A 24,989-nucleotide genomic window follows, 5' to 3' on the forward strand; every position below is an offset into this window, starting at 1 on the left:
TCGTCGTCGTTCTGGCAGACTTCGGCCCATGACCGACATCACCTCCACCCCCGCGGCCTTCGTCGCCGACGATCCCCTGGCCTTCTACGTGCGCCTCGGCGAGCCCACCGTGGACGCCGACGGCGTCCGCACCTCCCGCGTGCGCTCCACCGTGCACGCCCAGGGCGCATGGCGGGAAGAGGAGATGCACATGGCCGCCGTCTCGGGCCTGCTGCTGCACGAGGTGGCCGCGCACGAGACCACTCCCGGGCTGCGGGTGGGACGGCTCTCCTACGACATCCTGGGCACGCTCTGGTCGGGCGAGCTCGAGGTGGTCACGCGCACCCTGCGTCCGGGCCGGACCATCGAGCTCGTCGAGTCCGTGCTCCACGCCCGGGGCCGCACCGTGCTGACCCTGCGGGCCTGGCTGCTGTCCACCTCGGACACCTCCGCCGTCGCCCAGCTGCCGGACGAGCCCCTCCCGCCGCGCTCGCAGGCGCAGTCGCACAACGCGCTCCACGGATGGGGAGGCGGGTACATCGCCTCTCTCAACGGCGTCATCCTGCCCGGCCACGGGCCGGGCCACGGCCGGGTGTGGCTCACCACGGACCGCGAGATGGTGGCGGGGGAGAGCACGAGCGACCTGGTGCGCCTGATCAGCCTCACCGATGCAGCCAACGGGATCGCCCCGGCCCTGCCGGCGAAGCCGGGCGGGTGGTTCTTCCCCAACGTGGACCTGCAGATCCACCTGTACCGCGAGCCCACCGGCCACTGGCTCGGCCTCGCGGGGCAGGTCACGGTGGGCCCGGACGGCGTGGGCCTGACCAGCACCGTCCTCCACGACGACGACGGCCCCTTCGCCCACGTCGAGCAGACCCTCACCCTGCGCTCCTGGCCGGTCGAGGGCGGCCTGTGAGCGTAGCCCCCCGGCTGCGCTGGGCTGTGCAGGAGCGGACCCTCGGGGCCGTCGAAGACCTCGACTGGGCCATGGGCGAGCTGGCCGTCTTCCGCGCCGCCGCGGCCGAGGGAAGGGCCCTCGACGATCTGATCCGCGTCTACGTGCCCGAACCGACGGTCGCGTTCGGCCAGCGCGACGCGCGGCTGCCCGGCTTCGCGGCCGCGGCTGCGGCGGCCCGGGCCCACGGCTTCGCGCCGGCGGTGCGCCGGGCCGGCGGGCGGGCGGCGGCCTACCATCACGGCTGCCTGGTGGTGGACCACCTGAGCCAGCAGGAGGACGCGGCGCTCACGCAGCAGGCCCGGTTCGCGGAGTTCGCCGACCTGTTCGTGCGGGCGTTCGCGCGCATGGACGTGCCCGCCTCCGTGGGCGAGATTCCGGGGGAGTACTGCCCGGGCGAGTTCTCCGTGCAGGGTCCTGCGCCGACATACCCGGTGAAGCTGGCCGGCTCCGCGCAGCGCGTGGTGAAGGGGGCGTTCCTGTTCTCCACCCACGTGGTGGTGTCCGACCCCGCTCCGCTGCGGGCCGTGCTCGTCGACGTCTACCGGGAGCTCGGTCTGGACATGGATCCCCGTACGGCGGGCGCGGCCGAGGACGTGCGTCCCGGGGTGAGCGTTCCCGCGTTCGCCGCGGCCCTGCGGGAGGAGTACACGGCGTGGGCGGCCGCCGCCGGGATCGAGGTCGTGGCCGAGCAGCTCGCCGTCCTCGGCGCGCGCACCTCCGGCTGAGGGCACGGACTGGCTGCGGGCGGGCCGTCAGGCCGTGAGATCCGCGATGATCTCCCGCTTGCGTCGCGGGGTGAAGCCGGCCGCCACGGCCGCCGCCCGGCGCGCCGCGTCCGTCCGGTACAGGGACCAGCCCCGCTGCACGAGGAACGGCACCGGCTTGCGGCGTTCGGCGACATCGCGCACGAACCGGCGGGCCGCCGTCGTGGTCCGCGCCTGGTCGATGTACCAGGCCGCGTAGCGGACTCCGGCCCGGTCCAGGGCGGCGGGCATGCGCTCGGCGAAGATGCCCTCCGCCACGATCACCCCGCCCGGCTCGAGCGCGACGGTGCTGTGCCCGCGGACGGAGGACGTGGAGATGTCGTAGGCGGGCACGCGCGTGGCGCCCTCCTCGAGCAGTTCGACGACCGCGTCCACGGCCGCCTGCTCATCCCACGTTCCGGGGTGGTCCCAGTCGATCTCGCCGTACGGGGTGCGCGGGAACACGGGGCCGGGCCCACCCGCGGCGCCGTCGTCGGACTGCGGACGGTAGAACGCATCGAGCGAGAGGTGGGGCCGGCCGTGCCGCCGGGCCAGGTAGGACTTGCCGGAGCCCGACGCGCCACCGAGCAGGATCACGGAGGGAGGGGGCGAGGCGGGGAGGATGGTCACGGGGGACCATTCTTCCCCACCTCGGCGCGTCCTCAGTGGCCGCGGTCGATCCACTCCTGCAGGTGCGGCTTCTCCGTGCCGATCGTGGTGGAGTCGCCGTGGCCGGTGTGGACCACGGTGGCCTCCGGCAGCGGGAGCAGGCGCTCGCGGATGGACTCGATGATCGTGTCGAAGTCCGAGTACGAGCGGCCGGTGGCGCCGGGCCCGCCCTGGAACAGGGTGTCGCCGGAGAACACGACGCCGGTCGGGGCGCCGTCGTCGCCGGCCTCGCCCAGGGCGGGGGCGTACAGGCAGACCGAGCCGGGGGAGTGACCGGGGGTGTGCAGCACCCGCAGCTCGACGTCGGCCACGCGCAGGACGTCGCCCTCGGCGAGCGCGCCGTCGGGCTCCTCGTCGGGGAAGACGTCGTCCCAGAGCATGCGGTCTGCGGGGTGGAGCAGCACGGGGGCGTCCACCATCTGGCGGAACTCCTGGACCTGGCGGATGTGGTCGTCGTGGCCGTGGGTGAGGACGATGGCCAGCACCTGGCGGCCGTTCACCTTCTTCCAGACGGCCGAGGCGTCATGGGCCGGGTCGATGACGACGCACTGCTCCGCGCCGCCGACGATCCACACGTTGTTGTCCACGTCGAACGTCTCCCCGTCCAGGGAGAACGTGCCGGAGGTGACCAGGTGATCGATGCGCGCCATCAGAGCACCACCACCGAGCGCAGGACGTCGCCGGACTTCATCGTCTCGAAGGCCTCGTTCACCTCGTCCAGGGCGATGGTCTCCGTGACGAACTCGTCCAGCGGCAGGCGGCCCAGGCGGTACTGGTCCACGAGCATGGGGAAGTCGCGCTCCGGCAGGCAGTCGCCGTACCACGAGGACTTCAGCGCGCCGCCGCGGCCGAACACCTCCGGCAGGGGCAGCTTCAGCTCCATGCCGGGGGTGGGCACGCCCACCAGGACGACGCGGCCGGCCAGGTCCCGGGCGTAGAACGCCTGCTCATAGGTCTCCGGGCGGCCGACCGCATCGATGACCACGTCGGCGCCGAAGCCGCCGGTCGCCGCGCGGATGGCCTCCACGGGGTCCTCGTCCTTCGAGTTCACGGTGTGGGTGGCGCCGAGCTCCTTGGCCTTGGCGAGCTTCTTGGCGTCGATGTCCACCGCGATGATCGTGGTGGCGCCGGCGAGCGTCGCCCCGGCGATCGCGGCCACGCCGACGCCGCCGCAGCCGATCACGGCCACGGACTCGCCGCGCTTGACCTCGCCGGTGTTGATGGCCGCGCCGATGCCGGCCATGATCCCGCAGCCGAGCAGGCCGACCGCGGCCTGTTCCTCGGGAGTGTCGACGCCGTCGACCTGGGTGCACTGCTTGGCGTGGACGAGCGTCTTGGCCGCGAACGCCCCGATGCCCAGGGCCGGGGACAGCTCCGTGCCGTCCTCGAGGGTCATCTTCTGGGTCGCGTTGTGGGTGTTGAAGCAGTACTTCGGCTCGCCCTTGCGGCACGCGCGGCACTCGCCGCACACGGCGCGCCAGTTGAGGATCACGGTGTCGCCGACCTTGACGTGGTCGACGCCCTCGCCGATCGCGGAGACCACACCCGTGGCCTCGTGGCCGAGCAGGTACGGGTACTCGTCCCCGATCCCGCCCTGCTGGTAGTGCAGATCCGTGTGGCAGACGCCGCAGGTCTTGATGTCGACGACGGCCTCGCCGGGTCCCGGATCGGGGATGACGATGGTCTCGATGGTGACGGGGGCGTCCTTCGCCATGGCGACGACGCCGCGGACCTTCTGGGACACGCTGTTCCTCCTGGTGGTGGGGATCTGCCCGATGCCGCGCATGCGTGGGGCGGCGCGGCGTGCGGGCTCGTTCTGCCCATCCCATCACAGGACCCTGTGCGACGCATCGGTGAGCAGCCGGGGGGCCTGGTGTGTGGCGTCACCATGGCGGCCAGGGGAGACTGCAACCTGACCCGCAGCACCGATGTGAACGGAGGGGCGAACCGTGGCACGACATGGCAGAGACGAGGACGAGGCGCACGAGGCTCCGGCCGGTGCCGACACGCTCGCGCAGTGGCGCATCCCACTGGTGGGGCTGCTGATCGGCGTCGGCCTGGGGGTGGTGTTCGGACTGGGCACCGAGAGGCCCTGGGGCACTGTGCTCGGCTGCGCGATGATGGGCTTCGCCCTCGGCATCGCGTGGATGTACATCGAGCGTGGCCGGGACGGGAAGGGGCACTGACATGTGCGGCCGCTACGTGATGGCCCGCGCCACGAGCGACCTGGTGGCCCTGGGTGACGCCGAGACGAATGAGGATCTGGTGCTGCGCCAGAGCTGGAACGTGGCGCCGACAGCCGAGGTGCCGATCCTCGTGGCGCACGCGGACGACGTCGGCGCCGGAGGCTCCCGCGGGGGCGATGGCGGTGCCGGTGCCGGGCTGACCCGGCGGATCCACGTGGCACGCTGGGGCCTGGTGCCGCCGTGGGCGAAGGAGCTGTCCGTGGGGTCCCGTGCGTTCAACGCGCGCTCGGAGACCGTGGCCTCCAAGCCGACGTTCCGGGCCGCCGTCCGCGCCCGCCGCTGCGCCGTGCCGGCGGAGGGCTACTACGAGTGGAAGACGCCGGAGCCTGGCGCCAAGGGTCCCGACGGGCGGGCCGCGAAGAAGCAGCCCTACTACGTGCACCCGGCCGGGGCCGGGGACGGCGAGGGGCCGGTCATCTGGTTCGCCGGCCTGTACGAGTGGTGGCAGGACCCCGAGGCCAAGGCCGCGGGGGAGGACGCCTGGGTCCTCTCGACGACGATCCTCACCATGGCCGCGCCCGACGCGGACGACGACGATCCGGTGCTCGCCGCACTCGGCCAGCTGCACGACCGGATGCCCGTGCCCATGGGCGCCGAGACGATGGACCGGTGGCTCGCTCCGGACACGCTCGGGTCCGCCGAAGAAGCCGACGCCCTCGTGGGCCAGGTGTGCGCCGGCGCGTACGACGTCGCGGCGGGCTGGTCGCTGCGGCCCGTGGGGGGCGCCGTGGGGAACGTCCGGAACAACGGGCCGGAGCTGATCCAGGAGATGAGAGAGCAGCAGGGCACGCTGCTCTGAGAGACGGGGCGACGACGGTGATCGGCCCGTGAGACGCGGGAGCGCGGTGCCGCGGCATCGTGACCGGATCGAGACGGATCCGAGACCGTTCTGAACTCCCCCTGAGAATGGGCTCTGCGTAGCGTGGGTGTCACCGGGCCGGTATGAGCGCCGCATCTTTTGGAGGGGTGCCACGGTGAGGCCGGTGAACCGCAGTCCGTCACCCGAGCCCGCGTGGCCATTCACCAGGAGCGTCCTGCCATGATGTCGTCCCCGTCCTCGTTCAAGGTGTCCACCCGCCCGTTCGTCCCGACCACCCGCCCCGCCCGTCTCGCCGCCGCCGCGATCCTGACCGTGAGTCTCTTCGCCGGGGCCGCGCCCGCCGTCGCCGTGGAAGAGGCGGGACCCACCGTCTCCGAGGGGGTGTGTGACTGCGCGTGGGGCCCGGAGCCGGCGCCCGGCCCGGGCTTCGAGCTGCCTGACCTGGCCTCCCGCTGGACTCCCGAGCAGGGCATCCGTTCCGGCACGTTCCGCCAGATGGTGCCGGGCCTCGTCGTCATGGAGGGCTTCTTCGACCTGCGTCAGGACCAGATCGCGCTCACCGTCGCCCCGTACAGCATGGAGACCGGCCACGGTGACCAGGTGGCCGTCCCGTTGGTGTACGACGACGTCTACTCAGACCTCGGTGCGGTGCGCGTGGCGGATGCGCGGGCGCTGCTCGGCGAGGCCGGAGACGGTCATCTCCTGTTCACCCTGTCCGTGGACGGTACCCCGGTGGCCGCCGCCCTCTATGACGAGGCCGCCGGCACTCCGGAGGGCAACATAGGCCCCTCTGCCGGACTCGTCTACGCGTGGGGCGAGCACAGCCTGGCCGACCCCGTGTTCGGGGACTACCCCGAGCGGTTCCTCACGCTGGAGCACGCCGAGTCGGGCGTGCTGCTGCCGTTCCGGTCCGAAGGCCTGGGCGACGACGCGGCGGTCGCGGAACTCTCGTGGGGTCCGCGCTGGGGTGCCCTCTGGCGCGACACCACGGTGGACTCCTTCACCGGGTTTCACTACCTCGCCGACGCGACATACCCGACCGACGACCGCCTCGTCCTCGACTGGTCGCTGGACGGGATGACCAAGAGTGAGGACGTCATCATCACCCAGGACGCGGCGCGGTCCGACGTCTTCGCGCTCGTCGAGTTGCTCGCGGACGGGCAGAAGCCCCGGGCCCTGAACGTGCCGGCGGGGGAGGACGCCCCGTCTCCCGGCGAGGCGGACCCGGTGCCGCCCGCCGAGCAGGAGCCCGTCGACACTCCGGCGCCCGTGGCCGGGGAGGAGCCGGGAGAAGGAACGGGCGGGGAGGAGACCCACACGACCCCGGACACGGTCGAGACCGGGCGTGAGGTTCCGGCGGGCGTGCTCGGAGCACTCGCGGCCCTCGGCGCGGGACTCGTGCTCATGGCCCGGGGGCGGGTGCGCCGGGTCTGACACACCCGGCCGACGAGGGGGCCGCGGGGCGGTGGACGGGAGACCGTCGGCCGCCCCGCGGTCCGTCCTCAGCCGGCCGGGGCGGATTCGATGGGGCCGGCGCAGCCCCAGGCTGAAGAGTCGACGCTGCAGTCATCGGCGACATTGCGGGTGATGGTGCGCCAGATGTTCGCGGTGACGGGGGCCGAGTCGAGGCTGATGGTGCCCGGGATGAGCACCCACTCGCCCCCGGCCTCCCGGTATTCGCCGATGTAGACGGTGGTGAGGCGGACCGTGTACTGCCCGGTGTCCTCGTACACGTGGCTCGTGGGGGTGGGGACGTTGAACTCCGGCTGGCTCTGGCCTGCGACCGAGGTGGTCTTGGTGGGGGACCCGTCCCCGTAATCCCAGTGGAAGCTCACCGGCGTGGCGCGGAGTTCGACCTCGACCCCGTTGAGGGTGGTGACGAGCGTGCGCGTCTCGGCGTCTGCGTAGAAGTTCGTCTCCGCATTGCGGATCCCGCGTCCGCCGTTGTCCGACCGGATCTCAGGCTCCAGCACGAGGAGCGTGCGGACCTCGTCGATGGAGACGGGCGGGGCGCCGTCTGCTGCTGGGGCTGGCGAACCCGCAGTAACGCATTCCGGCCGGCTGTAATAGGGATCCCTATCTGGGCGAGTTGTGTCGACGAACTGCTCACGTACCCATGCTCCTTCTGGGCAAAAGGCCTCGGTCTGTTCGCGACACGTCCCAAAATCGGAATTGTTTTCTTGATTCGGGAAACAGGCGTCTACAGTGCGCTGCTCGATTCCCGGCTTTTCTCTGGCTCCTGGAGCGGTAACTTCGGATACCGGTTCGGAGGCCGGCTGAGGAGGCTGTGTTCGCGACTGTTTCTTGCACTGCGTTCGAATCCTAAATTCGACGTCTTCTCGCTTGCCACTAATGGGAACATCGGTGCAGGGCTTCGCTCGCTGTGCGTGTGCCGATGGCGCTTGAATCAGCGTTAGGGCAATGCAGGCAGTTGCTATCGCAATCAAAATACGCGAGATGGAAGGCATCATTGAGCATCCTGGTGATTTTGCATCTCATCGATCACCCAGTGGCCCTTGGAGGGTTCGTAGACTACGTCGGCCAGCCAGGTCTCGTCGTGAGTTTCCGCCCCACTGGCAGAGTCGTCTCTAACGCCCTGTGAGTCGAAGACCTCTACAGCGGATGCGTCACGAACAAGAGTAGCGGTGTAGCCAAACTCTGACGGGGTGAGAGTTAACGATTTGATCGAGGTGCGCTCTCCCGTTGACCAGCCACCTTCTTTGTAGTGCTGGGTAGTTGAGTCGGATACGGCTTGGCAAAGCTCGCAGTATTCGCTGTATGTCGAATCAAAATCAGCAGTCTCTCCGGTCTGGTCGGTGTAGTAAATGGCCTCCCAGAAGTAGCGAATCGCCGCCTCGGCGCCCTCCTTGGTCTCTTCCTTCATGGCGGCGGGCATCTTCGGCTTGGGTACGTTCTGAGCGGGACCGTCGGCAGACGCAGGCACGTATTCGCCGGACCCGCTCGTCTTGGCCGCGGGGGATGAGCTGACGCCCGCGGTCTCGCTCGTGCTCGCGGGCGCGGACGTCTCGACGGCGGGCTTGGCGGACGAGGGCGACGTCGTCGACGACTCGGCGGGCTCGGACTGTCCGCCGCAGGCGGTCAGTGTGAGCGCCAAGGCCACGCTGAGCGTGCCCGCCTGGGCGAATCGGTGGCGGCGCAGGGCGCGCCCGGGTGCGGTGAGAGACATTTCCCCTCCAACTGGACGTCCGTCGTGTGTCCGCGCCTCCCGCGCTGATCCCGCAGCGCGGTGCCCGTGGCATGCGAGGCCCGGTTGGTTCGGAGTATACGCAGACGGATTGTGGTCCTGCTCGCATTGTCCACAGGACCGTGCCGGCGCACTTCTTCCGGCCCAAGAGACGATTTTCTCGTGCGTGTGCGCCCCAAGGTCGGGTTTGAGGCCTACGGCCAGGACTCGGCCAGCCGGCCTCACGAAAAGGGCGTTCCCGGCCTCGCCCGTCTCGGGGCGATGCGTCCTTAACGTGTCCGGCGGGCGCCCTACCTTCGCACACATCGCATTCGAACACGTGTTCGAGTACGATCGGGGGTGCGGCCCCACCTTCCCACTTCTTCCCCGCGTCCGGTCCGCCGGACGGGCCGCGCTCCCATCGCCCGACGGCACCCCGTCGTCGGTCCGGTCAGCAGTGCACAGGGAGAGAAGCAGAATGGGAGTCCTCACACAGTCGGTGGCGGTGGAGTGCGGGGCAGACGGTACCCCGCAGGGGCTGCGCTGGAACGGGCGGGACTACGTCCTCGCAGAGCGCCCCGTGCGCTGGTTCGAGCGGCGCCGCTGGTGGGCGGAGGAGGTCCGCGCGGAGAAGGGCCGCGGCGCCGGTCTCGTCGACCACGAGATGTGGCGGCTGCAGGTCCGCCTGGCCCGGGCCGGCGCCGCGCCCCTGCAGACCCTCGACGTCGCCCACCACCTGGACTCCGGCCGGTGGCGGCTCGTGCGCGTCCACGAGCACGCCCAGGACCTGAGGCGGTCGGCATGAGCCAGGCCGCCGCGGCCGGACGCACCGCCGCCCCCTTCGCCCACCTGCACGTCGCCTCCGCGTTCAGCGCCCACTATGGGGTCAGCTGGCCCGAGGACCTCGTGGCCGCCGCCGCGGCCGCGGACATGGACCTGCTGGCCTGCACCGACCGGGACGGGCTCTACGGCATGGCCAAGCACGTGGGCGCCTGCCTGCGCCACGGCATCACCCCGATCGTGGGCGTGGACCTGGCCGTCCGGTGGAGCGAGGACGAGAACGCCGGCCGCGTGGTCGTGCTCGCCCGAGGAGGCTGTCATGGCTCCGGCTACCGCTCCCTGTGCGAGCTCGTCTCCGCCGCCCACGCCCGCACCACCGGGGGAGCGGCAGGCGGCAGCCCGTGGGCCAGCGTCGCCGAGCTCGCCGCCGCGGCGGCCGGCCGGGTCCCCACCACCGCCAACCGAGACAACCCGCCCACCCCCGAGCTGTTCGTCCTCCTCGGCCCGGACTCGGACGTCGGCCGCCACCTGGCCCGCCGCCGGTACGCGGCCGGCCTCGCCGCCCTGCGCCGCTGGAAGGCGGCCCTGCCCGCAGGCAGCCCCCACGCCGACGTCGTCACGCATCTCTCCGCCCCCGGCCGGCGCCTCGACACCGGGCACGCCGTGAAGACCCTCCGCGCCGCCCGCCAGGCCCGTATCCCCGCCGTCCTGACCAACGCCGTGCGCTACGCGGCCCCGGACGGTGCCGCCACCGCGGACGTCCTCGACGCCGTCCGCGCCCTCAGCTCCCTCGACGCCCTCCACGACCTGCAGCCCAACGGGCAGGGCTGGCTCAAGTCCACCGCCGCCATGCACCGCATCGCCCACGAGGTCGCCTCCGCCGCCGACGACCGCCCCGCCCCCCTGCTCGAGGCCACCCGCCGCCTCGCCGAGGCCTGCGCGCTCGACCCCGAGACCGACCTCGGCTGGGGCGTGCCCCGCGTCCCCGAGGCCGCCGTCATCGGCATCGACGGCCCCCCGGAGCACGTGCTGCGCGAGCGCACCCGCACCGGCCTCCTCGCCCGCTACCCCCACCTCCACACCGGGGGAGGCCTCCCCGGCACCAGCCAGGCGGCCCGGGATCTGCAGGACCGCGCCGAACACGAGCTCGGCATCATCACCCGACTCGGCTTCTCCTCCTACTTCCTCACCGTGGCCGCCGTCGTCGACCTCATCGAGGGCATGGGCATCCGCGTGGCCGCCCGCGGCTCCGGCGCCTCCTCCCTCGTCAACCACGCCCTGCGGATCTCCCATGTCGACCCCATGGCCAACGGCCTGATCATGGAGCGCTTCCTCTCCACCGACCGCTCCACCCTCCCGGACATCGACATCGACGTGGAGTCCGCCCGCCGCCACGAGATCTACCACGCCGTCGTCGAGCGCTTCGGCGCCGAGCGCACCACCCTCATGAGCATGCAGAACGCCTACCGGGCCCGCGGCGCCGTCCGCGACGCCGGCCTCGCCCTCGGCATGCCCGAACCCGAGGTGGACGCCATCGCCAAGCAGCTCTGGCGCTTCTCCGCCTCGAACTTCCGCGAGGCCCTCCAGCGCATGCCCGAACTCGGCGGCCTCTCCCGCCGCATCGAGTCCGGCCGCGCCGAGGGCGACCGCCAGCTGGACCTGCTCGTCGACCTCACCGAACGCCTCGACCGCCTGCCCCGCCACATCTCCATGCACCCCTGCGGCGTCATCCTCGGCGACGCCACCCTGCTGCACCGCACCCCCGTCCAGCCCTCCGGCATGGGCCTGCCCATGAGCCAGTTCGACAAGCACGACATGGACCCCATGGGCTTCCTCAAGCTCGACATCCTCGGCGTGCGCATGCAGTCCGCCATCGCCTACACGATCGCCGAGGTCGAACGCACCACGGGCGAGCGCATCGACCTCGAACAGGTGCCCCTCGACGACGACGCCACCTACGCGATGATCCGCACCACCCACACCCTCGGCTGCTTCCAGATCGAGTCCCCGGGCCAGCGCGAACTCGTCGGCAAACTCGCCCCCCGCGAGTTCAACAACCTCACCGTGGACATCTCCCTCTTCCGCCCCGGCCCCATGCAGTCCGACATGGTCCGACCCTTCCTTGAACAGCGGCACGGCTGGGCACCCGCCCACTACCCGCACCCCGACCTGCGGCCCGTCCTCGCCGAGACCCACGGGGTCACCGTCTTCCACGAACAGGTCCTACGCACCATGGACGTCATGACCGGCTGCGGACTGGCCCGCGCCGACGAGCACCGCCGCCTCCTCGGCGGCCCGCAGGAACACCTCGTCGAAGAGGCCTTCCGCACCGGCGCCCTCGCCCGCGGCTACTCCCTCGAAGTCATCGACGAGGTCTGGGCCACCCTCTCCGCCTTCGGCTCCTTCGGCTTCTGCAAGGCCCACGGCGCCGCCTTCGCCGTCCCCACCTACCACTCCGCCTGGCTCAAGACCCACCACCCCGCCGCCTTCATGGCCGCCATCCTCGAACACGACCCCGGCATGTACCCCGCCCGCCTCATGGTCGCCGAGGCCCGCCGCATGGGCATCCCCGTCCTGCCCGTGGACGTCAACGCCTCCTCGCGCCACGTCCACGTCGAGTGGGTCCCCGCCCACCCCGAGGTCGACGACGGCGCCCCCGGCCGCTGGGGCATCCGCCTGCCCCTCACCAGCCTCTCCGGACTCAGCGAAGCCGAGACCGACCGCCTCGACGCCGGCCGTCCCTACCGCTCCCTCGCCGACGTCCGCGACCGCGCCCGCCCCACCGCCGGCAACCTCGAACGCCTCGCCCAGCTCGGCGCCCTCGACTGCCTCCTCCCACCCGGCGGCGCCTCCCGCACCGACCTCGTCCACCACCTCGAACTCCAGCACTCCACCACCCGCGGCACCGCCCCCGGCCGCACCGCCCCGCGCTCGCGGTCCGCCCGTCCACGGCAGGTGGAGGGCCAGCTGGCCCTGGACCTGCCGGACACCGAGCTCACCGCCCTCGCCCCGCTCTTCCCGGACCCGGGCCCGGCCGCCCGGGTCCGCACCGAGCTGGAGCTCACCGCCCTGGACGTCACCGCCCACCTCATGGACTCCCACGCCCCGTACCTGGACGCGCTCGGCGTCACCCGGGCGAAGGACCTGCTCGGGCTGCGCACGCAGTCCCGGGTGCTCGTGGCAGGGGTGCGCGTGGCCACCCAGACCCCGCCCATGCGCAGCGGCAAGCGGGTGGTGTTCCTCTCCGTGGACGACGGCACCGGCTGCGTGGACGCCTCCTTCTTCACCGAGGCCCAGCACGCCTCCGGGGAGATGCTCTTCTCCGCCCGCCTCCTGCTGATCGAGGGCACCGTCCGGCGCACCGGCGACCGGGCCGTGTCCGTCCAGGCCGTGCGCGCCTGGGACCTGCACCGGCCCGAGACGCTCCCGGACCCCGACTACCTGGACGCCACCCGGCAGCAGTGGCGGGACTGGCTCGCGGCGGACCGCCGAGCCGCCGCCGCGCGCCGCAGCGGCCGGGCGGGCACCGGGGCGCAGCCCCTGCCGGACATCCCGCACCACGGCACGGGCGGCTGGCCCGTGAAGGTGCGTACCGACGTCGGGCCGGCCGGCGGGGCCCGCCCCGGCCGCACGGCACCCGATCGGCCCGCTCCGGAGCACACCCCGATCCCGGTGCCCCACCCGGAGACGTGGGAGCTGCTGCCCACCCCGGACAGATGAGACCGCTCGCCTCCGTGCCCCGCCGTCCGGCCGCGCCCCTAGAATGGGACGCGGCCGACGGTGGCCCCCGTACGCCACCGATCCCGAAGCCAGACCTCGAAGGAGCACCGTGTCGGAGCCGAAGAACATCCTGCTGACCGTGGACGGAGAGCTGCGGGAGGTGACGCACGGCACCACCGGCCTCGACCTCTTCCGCGAGAAGCCGACCACCGCCGTGATGCGGGTGGACGGCCTGCTCTGGGACCTGGCCCGCGAGATCCCCGCCGGCGCGTCCGTCGAGTCGGTGGACATCACGGAGCCCGAGGGCCTCGAGGTGCTGCGGCACTCCACCGCCCACGTGATGGCCCAGGCCGTGCAGCAGCTGCGCCCGGGCGCCAAGCTCGGCATCGGCCCGTACATCACGGACGGCTTCTACTTCGACTTCGACGTCGACGATCCCTTCACCCCCGAGGACCTCAAGCAGATCTCCTCGCTCATGCAGAAGATCGTGAAGTCCGGCCAGACCTTCCGCCGCCGCGTCGTGGACGAGGAGACCGCCCGCGCCGAGATGGCGGACGAGCCCTACAAGCTCGAGCTGCTCGGCAAAAAGGACGCCGCGGACACCGCCGGCGAGGGCGCCTCCGTGGAGGTCGGGGCCGGGGAGATCACCATCTACGACAACGTGGACCGCAAGACCGGCGACGCCGTGTGGTGCGACCTCTGCCGCGGCCCGCACCTGCCCTCCACCAAGCTCATCGGCAACGGCTTCGGGCTCACCCGCTCCGCCGCCGCCTACTGGCTCGGCAACGAGAAGAACAAGCAGCTGCAGCGCATCTACGGCACCGCGTGGGCCAGCAAGGACGACCTCAAGGCCTACCAGGAGCGCCTCGCCGAGGCCGAGCGCCGCGACCACCGCAAGCTCGGCGCCGAGCTGGATCTCTTCTCCTTCCCGGACGAGCTCGGCTCCGGCCTGCCCGTGTTCCACCCGCGCGGCGGCATCATCCGCAAGGAGATGGAGGACTACTCCCGTCGGCGCCACACCGAGGCCGGCTACGAGTTCGTCTACACCCCGCACATCACCAAGCAGCACCTCTACGAGGTGTCCGGCCACCTCGACTGGTACGCGGACGGCATGTTCCCGCCCATGCGCATCGACGAGGTCCGTGATCCCGAGACCGGCGAGATCACGCGCCAGGGGCAGAACTACTACCTCAAGCCGATGAACTGCCCCATGCACAACCTGATCTACCGCTCCCGCGGCCGGTCCTACCGTGAGCTGCCGCTGCGGCTGTTCGAGTTCGGCTCCGTGTACCGGTACGAGAAGTCCGGCGTGGTCCACGGGCTCACGCGCGTGCGCGGCATGACCCAGGACGACGCCCACATCTACTGCACCCGCGAGCAGATGAAGGAGGAGCTGACCACCACGCTCAACTTCGTCCTCGACCTGCTCAAGGACTACGGCCTCAACGACTTCTACCTCGAGCTCTCCACGAAGGACCCGGAGAAGTTCGTCGGCTCCGACGAGATCTGGGAGGAGGCCACCCGCACCCTCGCCGAGGTCGCGGAGGCCTCCGGTCTGCAGCTCGTCCCGGATCCGGGCGGCGCCGCGTTCTACGGCCCGAAGATCTCGGTCCAGGCCCGGGACGCCATCGGCCGTACGTGGCAGATGTCCACCATCCAGCTGGACTTCAACCTGCCCGAGCGCTTCGACCTCGAGTACCAGGCCGCCGACGGCACCCGTCAGCGCCCCGTGATGATCCACCGCGCCCTCTTCGGCTCCATCGAGCGCTTCCTGGGCGTCCTCACCGAGCACTACGCCGGCGCGTTCCCGGCCTGGCTTGCCCCGGAGCAGGTCGTGGCCATCCCGGTGGCCGAGGCATTCAACGACTACCTGGACGACGTCGTCGCGAAGCTGCGTGCCGAGGGGATCCGGGCGCGCCTGGACGACTCCTCGGACCGCTTCCCGAAGAAGATCCGCACCGCGGCCAAGGAGAAGGCGCCGTTCGTGCTGATCGCCGGCGGCGAGGACAGGGAGGCGAACGCCGTGTCCTTCCGCTTCCGCGACGGCACCCAGGACAACGGCGTGCCGGTGGAGGAGGCGATCGAACGCATCGTGAAGGCGGTGCGCGAGCGCGAGGTCACCCCATGACCAGCCCCGGCACCGGCGGATCCGACGCGCGGGCGCAGGCCCGCGCGTCGGCGGACGCCGCCGCCACGGACGGCTTCGAGCTGCCCGGCGCCCCGGACGCCTTCGAGCGGTTCTGGAACGCCCACCGCATGGCGTACGTGTCCAAGGGGACGGGCCAGGTCAAGGACGAGCACACCTGCCCGTTCTGTGCGGCCCCGCAGCGCGACGATGAGGACTCCCTCATCGTCCACCGCGGCCGCACCGCCTACGTGGTGCTGAACCTGTACCCGTACAACCCCGGTCATCTGCTCGTCTGCCCCTACCGCCATGTGCCCCTGTACACGGACACCACCACGGAGGAGGCCGCCGAGATGGCGGAGCTGACCCAGACGGCGATGCTCGCCCTCGGCCAGGCCGCCGGCGCGTCCGGCTACAACCTCGGCATGAACCAGGGGGCGGTGGCCGGCGCCGGGATCGCGGCCCATCTGCACCAGCACGTGGTGCCGCGGTGGACCGGCGACGGCAACTTCCTGCCGATCATCGCTCGGACCAAGAACATGTCGCAGACCCTGGGGGAGACCCGGCAGATCCTCGCGGGCGTCTGGGACCGGGCCGCCCGGGACCACGCCGCGCGCCGGGCGGCCAACGCCCGTGCCGCGGCCGAGCATCCTCGCCCGGGGGCCGGAGACCCCGCCTGATGCTGGACCGTCACGCGCGCGGCGTCACCACCCGCCTGTTCACCCCGGTGGCCCGTACGCTCCTGCGGGCCGGGGTCAGTCCGGACACCGTGACGGTCGTCGGCACACTCGGCGTGAGCCTGGGCGCGCTCGTGCTCTTCCCCCTGGGGCACCTGTTCTGGGGCACGCTCTTCATCACCGCGTTCGTGTTCTCGGACCTGGTGGACGGGATCATGGCGCGCGAGGCCGGGTCCACCGGCCGCTGGGGCGCGTTCCTCGACTCCACCCTGGACCGCGTGCAGGACGCGGCCGTGTTCCTCGGGCTGTGCCTGTGGGGCTTCGGCGTCGGCGCCGCACCCGCGGTCGGCGCGCTCTCCGGGGCCTGCCTGGCCCTGGGCATGCTCGTCTCCTACGTGCGCGCCAAGGCGGAGGCCCTCGGCTGGGACGCGCACGTGGGCATCGCCGAGCGCGCCGAACGGCTCGTGGCCACCCTCGTGGTCGCCGGCCTCACCGGCCTCGGTCTGCCCCCGGTCGTCCTGGCCGTCACCTTGGGGCTGCTCGCCGCAGCCTCCCTGGTCACCGTCGGCCAGCGCATGGCTGTGGTGCGCCGCCAGGCGCGCGACGACGTCTGACCGGCCCGGCCGCAGGACCCGCCCGTCAGTCCGCCGCGATCTCCGCGACGACGGCGCCCGTCACCTGCACGAGGTCGGCGGGCGCGATCTCCACATCCAGGCCGCGTTGCCCGCCGGAGACGTACATGAGCTCCGCGTCGAGGGCGGAGGAGTCCAGGACGACGGGGTGGGGCCGGCGCTGGCCCAGGGGAGAGACGCCGCCCCGCACGTAGCCGGTCCGGCGTTCGACGACGGCCAGATCGGCCAGGGCGAGTCGCTTGACGCCCAGCACCGCGGCGGCGGCCCGCAGGTCCAGCTGACCGGACACGGGCACCACGCACGCGGCGAGCGCGCCGTCGGGGTCCGCCACCATCAGCGTCTTGAACAGTCGGTCGGCGGGCACGCTGAGCGCCCGGGCGACCTGGACGCCGAACCGCTCGCCGCCGGCGTCGAGGGCCACGTCGAAGGTGTGCAGCCGGTACGGGACCCCGGCGGCCTCGAGGGCGGCGACGGCCGGTGTGGCCGCCCCGTGCCGGGCGCTGCGATCCTTCTTGCGCTGGCCCACGGCGGACTCAGGCGATCCCGGCCTGCTCGCGCACGTTGCGCTTGATGCGGCCGAGCATGGCGGACATTCCGCGCAGGCGCAGGGGGGTGAGGGCCTTGGCCAGACCGAGGCGGGTGGGGATGTCCTCGGGCACGTCCAGGACCTCGAGGGCGCTCAGCCCGTCCAGGCCCTGGGTGAGCACGGAGGCGAAACCGCGCGTGGTGGGCGCCTCCGGGGGAGCGGTGATGAAGAGGCGGACCGGGGCCTGCGGACCGGGCTCACCCTCGAGCTCCACGGCCAGGAACAGCGGGGTCTGACACTCCACGACCTGCTCCATCTCGGCCTCGTGGCCGTCGTAGCGCTCCGGCAGCGCCGGCAGCTCGTCCGAGAATTCCAGCAGCAGCTCGAGCTTCTCGGGATCGGGCACCCCGGCGAAGTCGTCGATGATCTCGGCCAGGGCGGCGGGCACGGCGTGGTTCTCGGTCATGGTGTCCCAGTCTAGTGATCCACGCCGTGCCGGGGGCTCAGCGCGCGGGGGCCTCGCCCGGCTCTTCGCCGACGGCGATCGGCAGGCGCACGGCGTTGCCCCACTCGGTCCAGGAGCCGTCGTAGTTGCGGACGTCCTCGTGGCCGAGCAGGTACTTGAGCACGAACCAGGTGTGGGAGGACCGCTCGCCGATGCGGCAGTAGGCGATCACGTCGTCACCCTCCTGCAGCCCGGCGCCGGCGCGATAGACCTGCTCCAGCTCGGCGCGGGACTTGAAGGTGCCGTCCTCGTTGGCCGCGGACGCCCACGGCACGGACGCCGCCGTGGGGATGTGGCCGCCGCGCAGGGTGCCCTCCTGCGGGTAGCCGGCCATGTGCGTGGTCTCGCCCGTGTACTCGGGACGGGAGCGGACGTCGATCAGCGGGGTGGTCCCGATGGCCTGCAGGACGTCCTCGCGGGCGGCACGATCTGTGTGGTCGTCGCGCTCGATCACCGGGTACTCGGCGCGGGCCACGGTCGGGACCTCGCGGGTGGTCTCGCGTCCCTCCGCGATCCACTTGTCACGGCCGCCGTCCATCAGGCGCAGGTCCTCATGGCCGTAGAGGGTGAACACCCACAGGGCGTAGGCGGCCCACCAGTTGGACTTGTCGCCGTAGAACACCACGGTGGTGTCCCGGGAGATCCCCTTGGAGGCGGCGAACTCGGCGAAGGCCTCGGGGCCGACGAAGTCGCGGGTGACGGGGTCGTTGAGCTCGGTGTGCCAGTCGACGCGTTGGGCGCCGGGGATGTGGCCGGTGGAGTAGAGGAGAGCGTCCTCGTTGGACTCGAGGACCACGACGTCCTCGTCGCCGACATGGTCGGCGACCCACTGCGTGGACACCAGCTTCTCGGGGTGGGCGTACTCGGAGAACTTCGCGGCGGTATCGGTCATGGCACTGCCTTCCTTCGCGTCGGGGCGGGCCCGCACGGGCCCGGGGCGGGCGGCACGACGACGGCGGGTTCCGTGTCCGTGCCCTGCGCGCCAGATTACGGCACGTCGGTGTCACGTAAGAGGGTAGGGGCCCCTCAGTCCGGGACACGCGAGGTCACATGGGTCGGGTCCGCGGCCCGATAGCATGGCCCGGAATCCCCGTCGTCGACCCTGGGAGTGTCCCGTGGCTCAGATCGTCCACCTCGCCGACCGTTCGCCGCAGGTCACCCCGGACCAGCTGTTGTCCGGCTTCCACCCGTCGTACCGCTTCGGCACGGTGTCCTTCGACACCTACATCCCGGACCCCGCGCACCCCTCGCAGGCACAGGCCGTGGAGCGGCTGCGCCGGTTCGCGGCAGACCTCGGCCGGGGCGGTTCGGGCGGCGGGTTCCTCGGCGGCCTGTTCGGCGGGAAGAAGCGGGCGGCAGGGCCGGCCGGCATCTACCTCGACGGCGGTTTCGGCGTCGGCAAGACCCACCTGCTGGCCTCGACGTGGCACGCGGCCCCCGGGCCCAAGGCGTTCGGCACGTTCGTGGAGTACACCAACCTCGTGGGCGCCCTGTCCTTCCGCAAGGCGGTGGACGAGCTCAAGGAGTACACCCTCGTGTGCATCGACGAGTTCGAGCTCGACGACCCGGGGGACACCGTGCTGATGTCCCGCCTCATGCGCGAGCTGGCCGACGCCGGCGTGCGCCTGGTGGCGACCTCCAACACCCTGCCGGGCTCGCTCGGCGAGGGGCGCTTCGCGGCGCAGGACTTCAAGCGCGAGATCCAGGTCCTGGCCGACCAGTTCGAGGTCATCCGCGTGGACGGCGAGGACTACCGCCACCGCGGCCTCTCCGCCGCCCCGTCGCCGCTGGACGACGCCGCCGTCGAGGCCACCGCCCAGGAGAACTTCCCCGACGCGGGTGTGCTCGCCGTGGACGACTTCGCGGACCTCACCGCGATGCTCTCCCGCGTGCATCCCTCCCGCTACCGCGAGCTCGTCAAGGACGTGGACGTGCTCGCCCTCCACGACGTGCACACCATCACGGAGCAGGCCACGGCCCTGCGCTTCGTGGTGTTCGCGGATCGCCTGTACGACAAGGACGTGCCCGTCCTCGCCTCCGGTGTGCCCTTCGACGCCCTGTTCACGCAGGAGATGATGCACGGCGGCTACATGAAGAAGTACTTCCGCACGGTCTCCCGCATGACCGCCCTGGTCCGGGAGGGCCAGACGGGCGTGGCCGAGCACAAGTGAGCCACCGCCCCTGACCGGCACGACGACGGCGCGCGCCGAGGCGGGTGCGCGCCGTCGCCGTGTGCGGGGCAGGGTCAGTGCACGGCGCGGAAGCACAGCGCCGCCCGCTTGCCCGGCAGCTCGACCTCCCGGTCCACCGTGAAGCCCAGAGCCCGGGCGGTCTTCACGGCCCGCGTGTTGCGGACGTCCGGCTCGATCACGAGCCGACGCGTGCCGGGGCGTGCGCCCAACCAGTCCACAATGCTCCGGTAGGCCGTGGCGCGGGCGCGCCCCTGCAGGCCGCCGGGGGCGGTGATGAAATGGAATCCGAGGTCCCCGTCCCGCACCTCGTAGGCGCCGCCGACCTCCTCCGCGCGAGGGTCGTAGGTCTGCACGAGGGCCACGAGGGTCCCGCCGTGCCACACGAGGTGGTTCGCGTGGGTGGGCTGGAACTCGAGGAAGTCGTAGACCTCCTCGACGTCCTGCACGCTGTGCCCGCGCATCCCGTAGAACTCCGCCCGCGGCTCCGTGACGAGTGCGTGGATCAGCGGGGCGTCCAGGGCCGGGCGGACGCGCGTCATGGTCAGGCCCAACGCCCCGACGCCGACCTCGGCCACGATGCGTCCCGGAGGGGCCCCGCCGGGGACGGAGCGGGCGGGTGCGACGCCGCTGCCGGCGGACGGGGGGACGGGACCGGACGGCACGGGCAGCAGGCGGCCGGCGGCCCACGCGTCCAGCTGATCCGTCACGTGCCCGCCTCCGAGACTGGAGGCGCCGAACGGGACGACCCACCGGCTGCGGGTGCGGTCGCCGAGGTCGAACACGACCCGGGCCACTGGCCCGCGGTGGGTGCCGACGGCCAGGCCGGGGGCGTGCGAGGTGGCGCAGACCGCGTCCGCGGTGCCGCCCACCCGGACGGACCCGATCGTGTCGAGCACGTCGGCGAGCCCCGGCACATCCGGCCCGCCGGGATGCTCGTGCGTGAACAGGAACGGGGTCAGGGCATGCGCCGCACCCCACGTCCGAGCCGTGTCGTCGGGGCCCGGCGGCTCAGCGGCGTCGCCGACGGCGGCGACGGCGGCCCGCACGAGGTCCCTCGTCGACGCTGCGACCCCCAGGGCCGCGCGCAGCGGCTCCGGCCCGCGCTCGGCGAGCGCCGCGCCGACCCATGCGGCGGCGTCGCCCCACGGTGCCCACGGGCCGCCGAGCAGGGCCCGCGAGGCGGGCGGCAGGTGCGCGATCAGGGCGGCGGCCACCTCGTGCTCCACGAGGAGCCACCAGCGGGCCGCGGCCGATCCGGCGGCGGCGTCGCCGGCCCACGCCGGGACGGACTCCGCGGCCAGCACGCCGTCCGCGACGAGCGCGTCGACGGCGTCGGCGAGCCAGGCCCGCGGCGCGCCCGGGGTCCGGGTGTCCGTCTGCAGGGCGGCCATCGCGTCCACGGTCCGCTCCTGCGGTGCCAGCGCCTCGAGGGCCTCCCGGATGCGGCGGGACCGCCACGGCGCGCACGCGTCCACGGTGAGGCAGGCGGTGTCCGGGTGGGGCTCGTTGGCCGCCACCACGACGTCGTCCGCCGCGGCCGGCGCGGGCCAGCGCACCCAGCGCTGATCGAGGGACCCGTCGGCGGAGCCCCGGCCCAGCGCGGAGGCCCGCGCCGCACCCCAGGCCGAGCGTCGATCCCGGCGCCGCACGGCCCCGGCGTGCCGGGTGAGCACCGTCCGCCGGTCCGCGACGATCACGCGATTGACCGGCTCGACGTGCCCGTCCAGCACCGCGCAGGCCTCCGCGGCGCTCGCGGCCGTGAGCAGCCGGCGCGCGCTCGGCAGGCCGGTGTCGGCGCGGTCCCAGGCGGGGAACCGCATGCTCACCGGGCCGGCGCCGGGCACGTCCACGAGCCGCCCGCGCGGGGTGTGGGCCACCCGCAAGTCCACGGGGTCGCCGCCGCGCACGTGCACCCGCTCGGTCCGGGCGTCGAGGACCTCCGGCCCCTCGGGGGCGTCCTCGAGGACCATCTCGAGCGAGGACACCATCGCCGAGGTCGTCACCCACGCGACGTGCTCGGACTGCCCCACATGCGGGACGCCCGGCACACCGGGGAAGGCCAGGCCGACGACGTCGACGCGGTCCCGGGGACGCTCGGCCTCCACCACGAGGCGCACCTGCTGGTAGACGCCGGGCAGCTCGAGCAGCCGGTGCGGGTCGGCGGCCACGAGCGGAGCGCCCTCGGCGCCGACGCGCACCGCCCAGGCGTTCGAGCCGTCCGCGTCGGGGCGCGGCGAGATCAGCGCCGCGGCGAGCGCGGGGAAGCGCTCGGCCAGCAGGGTGCGGAACAGGGCGGCCGGCGCGTTGGTCAGCCAGACGTTGTAGCCCAGGTGCAGGGCGAGCGCCGTGTGCGGGTCGAACGGCAGCGGCTTCACCCCGTGGGCGGCGAACTCGGGCGCGCGCCGGGCCCCGGCGTCCAGCCCCGCGTTCACGCCGTCGGCGAACCGGGTGAACCAGGCCCGGTCCTCCGCGTCGTCGAGGGCGTTGAACGCCTGGCGGGCCGCGCCGTCCAGGTCCATCTGCCGGGCGGCGACGTCGTTCGCCACCGCCGGCGGGCCGAACACCTCGGCGCTCATGCCGGTGACCCGGCGGTGCTCGCAGTCGACCTGCCAGGCCCGCTCCGTCGCCACGTGCCACCCCTGGAGGTAGGCCAGCTCGGGCAGGGACGCGGCCACGAGCGTCGGCACGCCGTGCGCGTCCCGGTGGCAACGGCCCGCCACGTCACCCGTCGCCGTCCCGGTCCACGCGTCCGCGCTCATGCCGCGGCGTCCTGCCGGAGCTCCGCCAGCGCGCGGCGCAGCGGCGCGGCCACCGGGTTGGCCAGGCGACCGGCGTAGAGCAGCGAGCCCGACGGGTCCGTCAGGTCCACCATCTGCGTGGCGTTCCGCAGCTGCAACCGGTTCAGGCACGAGTGCGCGAAGTCCTCCGCGTCCAGGCCGAGGCGCTCCACATCCGCGAGCCCCAGGGCCGTGTACTCGGCGAGGACCCGCCCCACCACGGCGTAGAACTCCTCCGCCGGCAGCAGGGCGTCCGCGTCCATCACGTCGGCCAGATGGCGCAGCACGCCGTCCAGCATGTCCGTGAAGAAGGAGAGGGAGAGGTCCTCGTCGGTGAGGTCGATGCGGATGCGCCGGGTCTGCTCCGTGAGCGGGACGCCGTCCGCGCCGACCACCACCTCCTCCCCGATGTCCTTGAGGAAGGCGCCGGTGACCCGTCCCTCCCGCAGGCGGAGCACGATGTTCTCCCCGTGGGGCATGAACACGGTCGAGTAGGCGGCGGCCAGATGCACCAGCGGGGTCACGTAGGCCGTCACCACCCCGTGCAGCCACTGCGCCGCCGTCAGCCCCGAGCGCTCCACGAGCGCCCCCGCCACGGAGCGGCCCCCGCCGTCCCGGTGCAGCAGCGCCGCCATGGTCATGACCCGCTCGCCCTCCGCCAGGCGCGGCAGCGGACTCTCCCGCCACAGGGCGGCGAGCATCTTCGTGTGAGGACCCTTCGAGCCCACGGCATGGAAGGCGTCCCCGGTGTACCCGGCCGAGGCGTACTCCCGCAGCACCCCGAAGCCCCACCTCGCGAGCAGGGGGTCGGAGTCCACGAGGTCGGCCACCACCGCGTTGATCGCCGGGGTGACGGACATGTACGCGGGGGAGAGGCCGCGCACGAACCCCATGTTCTGCACGGACAACGCCGTCTTCAGCTGCGGGGCGTGCGGGTCGCTCGCGTTGAACAGGGTGCGCACCGCCTGCATGGCCGTGAACGCGTCCGGGTCTTCGCCCACGTGCACCAGCCGCCCCGCGGCGAGGTCGGGGGCGAACGCCACCTGGATCCGGTGCTCCCACTGCCACGGGTGCACCGGGATCAGCGTGTACGCCTCCGGATCGACGTCGAGCGCCGCCGCCCGCTCCGCCCACAGGCCCGCCACCGCCTCGGTGATCGGCGGGGGCGGCGCCGGCACGGCGGCGCCCGCGCTCGCGGTCTTGGGCCAGGTCCACCGTCCCCCGAGCTCGGAGGGGAACGCGAGCCACACCGGGTGCAGCGCCCGCCCGCCCTCGGGGGCGAACATCGCGTACTCCGTGGCCCCCCAGCCGATGCGGCCGTTGGTGGCCACGAAGCCCGGGTGTCCCTCGCTCATGGCGGCCTCCACCGCCGTGTAGTCCGCGTCCACCAGGTCGGCGGCGGACGGGCGCTCGCCGGCCAGGGTGTGGCACCGGGCGGCGAAGGTGGAGGCGAGCTCCTCGAGATAGACGTCCAGCGCCTCGCCGGCCAGCCCGAGCACCTCGGCCGCGTCGAGGACGAAGCGGTCGACGGCCACCGCGTCCGGATCCCCGGCACGGCACACCGAGTCCGGATCCACGCCGAGGTGCTCGAGCGGGAGGGCACGCGCGGTGAACGTCCACCGCACCCCGCCCAGGGTGAGCGTGTAGGCGTGGCGGCCGGCGTCGTCGACCCGCTCGCCGCGCACCGGCGTCAGGAGCCGCTCATGGGTGAACTCGCGGATCGCCTTGGCGACGAGCAGCCGGTGGGCGTGCCGGGCGGTCGGCGCCGTCAGCGCGTCCAGGCGGGACGGGGAGGACGGGGGGACGGGGGTCATGCGGACACCTGCCTGTCGGGGGTGAGGAGGAGCGGGGGCTCGGGGAGGGTGAGGTCCAGCCCGGCGGCGAGGACGCCGATCCGGCTGGCAGTGAAGGACTCGGGCGTGGCGATCGAGAGCATCGCCGTCTTGGATCCCAGCGCCACGGGACCGAGCTCCGTGAACCCGGCGGCCAGGTTCTTCGCCCGGATGGCGGCGTTGCGCTCGTCCGGCTCGACGACGACGCGCCGCGCCCCCGGCTGGGCCAGGCACCAGCGCACCACCGCGGCCATCACCAGGTCCGTGGTCCCGGGCACCGGGGTGTCCGTCGGGGCGACGAGCACGTGCAGGCCGACGTCGCCCGGCGCGCCCGCATACCGTCCGGCCAGCTCCGAGTGGGCCGGGTCGTAGACCTCCACCAGGAAGGTCGCAGTCCCGTCCACGAGCCCCACGTGCGCGTGGTGGTGCGGGTGCGCGGCGATCGCCTCGTACTCGGCCACGACGTCGGCCAGACCCGCCTCCGTCATCTCCCAGTACACGGCGTGCGGGGACGTCACCCACCGGTGCAGCAGCGGATGGTCCTGCGCGCCCACGGGACGGAGCTCCACACGACGGGCCGCGCTCGCGGCCGCACCGTCCACGGTGGTCTGCGGCGGCGTCACG

The 24,989-nt window shown here is 72.8% G+C and carries 22 protein-coding genes; 11 read left to right on the top strand and 11 right to left on the bottom strand.

What is annotated here, in order from left to right; all coding sequences use genetic code 11:
- Window positions 1–28: 28 nt before the first annotated feature.
- A complete protein-coding gene (locus AC0VX0_RS04870; RefSeq protein WP_158184471.1) occupies window positions 29–895 on the top strand; it encodes a thioesterase family protein in 867 nt (288 codons plus the stop codon).
- A complete protein-coding gene (locus AC0VX0_RS04875) occupies window positions 892–1,662 on the top strand; it encodes a lipoate--protein ligase family protein (protein WP_078026105.1) in 771 nt (256 codons plus the stop codon). The genes AC0VX0_RS04870 and AC0VX0_RS04875 overlap by 4 nt, the downstream gene beginning before the upstream one ends.
- Before the next feature lie 27 nt (window positions 1,663–1,689).
- On the opposite strand, the gene AC0VX0_RS04880 is transcribed toward AC0VX0_RS04875, so the two are convergent.
- From AC0VX0_RS04880 to AC0VX0_RS04890, 3 genes are read right to left on the bottom strand one after another with little or no spacing between them, the layout of a single operon-like run.
- Window positions 1,690–2,310: a uridine kinase family protein gene (locus AC0VX0_RS04880; protein ID WP_475451974.1), complete on the bottom strand. Its 621-nt coding sequence runs from the start codon at window positions 2,308–2,310 to the stop codon at window positions 1,690–1,692.
- A gap of 32 nt (window positions 2,311–2,342) precedes the next feature.
- On the bottom strand, window positions 2,343–2,999 hold the full coding sequence (locus AC0VX0_RS04885) for an MBL fold metallo-hydrolase (protein ID WP_158184470.1): 657 nt from the start codon (window positions 2,997–2,999) through the stop codon (window positions 2,343–2,345).
- A complete protein-coding gene (locus AC0VX0_RS04890) occupies window positions 2,999–4,093 on the bottom strand; it encodes an S-(hydroxymethyl)mycothiol dehydrogenase (RefSeq protein WP_060973838.1) in 1,095 nt (364 codons plus the stop codon). Before AC0VX0_RS04890 ends, AC0VX0_RS04885 begins: the two co-directional genes overlap by 1 nt.
- A 205-nt stretch (window positions 4,094–4,298) precedes the next feature.
- Between AC0VX0_RS04890 and AC0VX0_RS04895 the strand changes: the two genes are divergently transcribed.
- The 3 genes from AC0VX0_RS04895 to AC0VX0_RS04905 all read left to right on the top strand — a co-directional run bounded on the left by AC0VX0_RS04895 (window position 4,299) and on the right by AC0VX0_RS04905 (window position 6,849).
- Window positions 4,299–4,535, top strand: a complete 237-nt coding sequence (locus tag AC0VX0_RS04895; RefSeq protein ID WP_475451977.1) for a hypothetical protein — start codon at window positions 4,299–4,301, stop codon at window positions 4,533–4,535.
- A 1-nt stretch (window position 4,536) separates the two neighbouring features.
- Window positions 4,537–5,394 carry an SOS response-associated peptidase gene (locus AC0VX0_RS04900; protein ID WP_475451979.1) on the top strand — a complete coding sequence of 286 codons (858 nt, stop codon included), beginning with the start codon at window positions 4,537–4,539 and terminating at the stop codon, window positions 5,392–5,394.
- A gap of 240 nt (window positions 5,395–5,634) precedes the next feature.
- Window positions 5,635–6,849 carry a hypothetical protein gene (locus AC0VX0_RS04905; RefSeq protein WP_241250924.1) on the top strand — a complete coding sequence of 405 codons (1,215 nt, stop codon included), beginning with the start codon at window positions 5,635–5,637 and terminating at the stop codon, window positions 6,847–6,849.
- Between the two features lie 68 nt (window positions 6,850–6,917).
- Here AC0VX0_RS04905 and AC0VX0_RS04910 read toward each other — a convergent pair whose 3' ends face one another.
- Together AC0VX0_RS04910 and AC0VX0_RS04915 are read right to left on the bottom strand one after the other, a co-directional pair.
- Window positions 6,918–7,388: a PKD domain-containing protein gene (locus AC0VX0_RS04910; protein ID WP_185194707.1), complete on the bottom strand. Its 471-nt coding sequence runs from the start codon at window positions 7,386–7,388 to the stop codon at window positions 6,918–6,920.
- A 494-nt stretch (window positions 7,389–7,882) separates the two neighbouring features.
- Window positions 7,883–8,602, bottom strand: coding sequence for a DUF6318 family protein (locus tag AC0VX0_RS04915; RefSeq protein ID WP_475451982.1), 720 nt, complete (start codon window positions 8,600–8,602; stop codon window positions 7,883–7,885).
- 475 nt (window positions 8,603–9,077) lie between these two features.
- Between AC0VX0_RS04915 and AC0VX0_RS04920 the strand changes: the two genes are divergently transcribed.
- From AC0VX0_RS04920 to pgsA, 5 genes are all read left to right on the top strand, one after another.
- Entirely contained in the window at window positions 9,078–9,404 is a 327-nt protein-coding gene (locus AC0VX0_RS04920) for a DUF6504 family protein (protein ID WP_036338972.1), read from the top strand.
- Window positions 9,401–13,099, top strand: a complete 3,699-nt coding sequence (locus tag AC0VX0_RS04925; protein WP_475451983.1) for a DNA polymerase III subunit alpha — start codon at window positions 9,401–9,403, stop codon at window positions 13,097–13,099. Before AC0VX0_RS04920 ends, AC0VX0_RS04925 begins: the two co-directional genes overlap by 4 nt.
- Window positions 13,100–13,208: 109 nt before the next feature.
- Window positions 13,209–15,227 (top strand): threonine--tRNA ligase, encoded by a 2,019-nt coding sequence (thrS, locus tag AC0VX0_RS04930; RefSeq protein ID WP_036383787.1) that lies wholly within the window; start codon window positions 13,209–13,211, stop codon window positions 15,225–15,227.
- Window positions 15,224–15,904: an HIT family protein gene (locus AC0VX0_RS04935; protein ID WP_044659662.1), complete on the top strand. Its 681-nt coding sequence runs from the start codon at window positions 15,224–15,226 to the stop codon at window positions 15,902–15,904. The genes thrS and AC0VX0_RS04935 overlap by 4 nt, the downstream gene beginning before the upstream one ends.
- Window positions 15,904–16,515, top strand: coding sequence for a phosphatidylinositol phosphate synthase (gene pgsA, locus AC0VX0_RS04940; RefSeq protein WP_044659663.1), 612 nt, complete (start codon window positions 15,904–15,906; stop codon window positions 16,513–16,515). Before AC0VX0_RS04935 ends, pgsA begins: the two co-directional genes overlap by 1 nt.
- Window positions 16,516–16,540: 25 nt before the next feature.
- Here the strand turns inward: pgsA and AC0VX0_RS04945 are convergent, their stop codons facing one another.
- From AC0VX0_RS04945 to AC0VX0_RS04955, 3 genes are read right to left on the bottom strand one after another with little or no spacing between them, the layout of a single operon-like run.
- Window positions 16,541–17,059 (bottom strand): aminoacyl-tRNA deacylase, encoded by a 519-nt coding sequence (locus AC0VX0_RS04945; protein ID WP_044659664.1) that lies wholly within the window; start codon window positions 17,057–17,059, stop codon window positions 16,541–16,543.
- Window positions 17,060–17,066: 7 nt separating this feature from the next.
- Window positions 17,067–17,525 (bottom strand): SufE family protein, encoded by a 459-nt coding sequence (locus tag AC0VX0_RS04950; protein WP_004167585.1) that lies wholly within the window; start codon window positions 17,523–17,525, stop codon window positions 17,067–17,069.
- 37 nt (window positions 17,526–17,562) lie between these two features.
- The gene (locus AC0VX0_RS04955; protein WP_044659665.1) at window positions 17,563–18,456 is read right to left on the bottom strand and encodes a sulfurtransferase; all 894 of its coding nucleotides are present in this window, start codon (window positions 18,454–18,456) and stop codon (window positions 17,563–17,565) included.
- Between the two features lie 223 nt (window positions 18,457–18,679).
- On the opposite strand from AC0VX0_RS04955, the gene zapE reads away from it, so the two are divergent.
- Window positions 18,680–19,735 carry a cell division protein ZapE gene (zapE, locus tag AC0VX0_RS04960; RefSeq protein WP_080981737.1) on the top strand — a complete coding sequence of 352 codons (1,056 nt, stop codon included), beginning with the start codon at window positions 18,680–18,682 and terminating at the stop codon, window positions 19,733–19,735.
- 74 nt (window positions 19,736–19,809) lie between these two features.
- Here the strand turns inward: zapE and AC0VX0_RS04965 are convergent, their stop codons facing one another.
- The 3 genes from AC0VX0_RS04965 to AC0VX0_RS04975 are packed head-to-tail and all read right to left on the bottom strand — an operon-like array spanning window position 19,810 to window position 24,988.
- Window positions 19,810–22,515, bottom strand: coding sequence for a GNAT family N-acetyltransferase (locus AC0VX0_RS04965; protein WP_113914430.1), 2,706 nt, complete (start codon window positions 22,513–22,515; stop codon window positions 19,810–19,812).
- A complete protein-coding gene (locus tag AC0VX0_RS04970) occupies window positions 22,512–24,347 on the bottom strand; it encodes an IucA/IucC family protein (protein WP_020624757.1) in 1,836 nt (611 codons plus the stop codon). The genes AC0VX0_RS04965 and AC0VX0_RS04970 overlap by 4 nt, the downstream gene beginning before the upstream one ends.
- Complete coding sequence (locus AC0VX0_RS04975; protein WP_223246401.1) at window positions 24,344–24,988, bottom strand: GNAT family N-acetyltransferase; 645 nt, start codon at window positions 24,986–24,988, stop codon at window positions 24,344–24,346. Before AC0VX0_RS04975 ends, AC0VX0_RS04970 begins: the two co-directional genes overlap by 4 nt.
- Window position 24,989: the final 1 nt, after the last annotated feature.

The organism is Micrococcus sp. iso_26 (genome assembly GCF_056172975.1).

What these genes read in the sequence shown, in the direction of transcription:
- AC0VX0_RS04915 (WP_475451982.1), bottom strand. Translation starts at nt 8,602, where the DNA reads ATGTCTCTCACCGCACCCGGGCGCGCCCTGCGCCGCCACCGATTCGCC.
- AC0VX0_RS04965 (WP_113914430.1), bottom strand. Translation starts at nt 22,515, where the DNA reads ATGAGCGCGGACGCGTGGACCGGGACGGCGACGGGTGACGTGGCGGGC.
- AC0VX0_RS04970 (WP_020624757.1), bottom strand. Translation starts at nt 24,347, where the DNA reads ATGACCCCCGTCCCCCCGTCCTCCCCGTCCCGCCTGGACGCGCTGACG.
- AC0VX0_RS04935 (WP_044659662.1), top strand. Translation starts at nt 15,224, where the DNA reads ATGACCAGCCCCGGCACCGGCGGATCCGACGCGCGGGCGCAGGCCCGC.
- AC0VX0_RS04955 (WP_044659665.1), bottom strand. Translation starts at nt 18,456, where the DNA reads ATGACCGATACCGCCGCGAAGTTCTCCGAGTACGCCCACCCCGAGAAG.
- AC0VX0_RS04885 (WP_158184470.1), bottom strand. Translation starts at nt 2,999, where the DNA reads ATGGCGCGCATCGATCACCTGGTCACCTCCGGCACGTTCTCCCTGGAC.
- pgsA (WP_044659663.1), top strand. Translation starts at nt 15,904, where the DNA reads ATGCTGGACCGTCACGCGCGCGGCGTCACCACCCGCCTGTTCACCCCG.
- AC0VX0_RS04905 (WP_241250924.1), top strand. Translation starts at nt 5,635, where the DNA reads ATGATGTCGTCCCCGTCCTCGTTCAAGGTGTCCACCCGCCCGTTCGTC.
- AC0VX0_RS04870 (WP_158184471.1), top strand. Translation starts at nt 29, where the DNA reads ATGACCGACATCACCTCCACCCCCGCGGCCTTCGTCGCCGACGATCCC.
- AC0VX0_RS04900 (WP_475451979.1), top strand. Translation starts at nt 4,537, where the DNA reads ATGTGCGGCCGCTACGTGATGGCCCGCGCCACGAGCGACCTGGTGGCC.
- AC0VX0_RS04950 (WP_004167585.1), bottom strand. Translation starts at nt 17,525, where the DNA reads ATGACCGAGAACCACGCCGTGCCCGCCGCCCTGGCCGAGATCATCGAC.
- AC0VX0_RS04920 (WP_036338972.1), top strand. Translation starts at nt 9,078, where the DNA reads ATGGGAGTCCTCACACAGTCGGTGGCGGTGGAGTGCGGGGCAGACGGT.
- AC0VX0_RS04925 (WP_475451983.1), top strand. Translation starts at nt 9,401, where the DNA reads ATGAGCCAGGCCGCCGCGGCCGGACGCACCGCCGCCCCCTTCGCCCAC.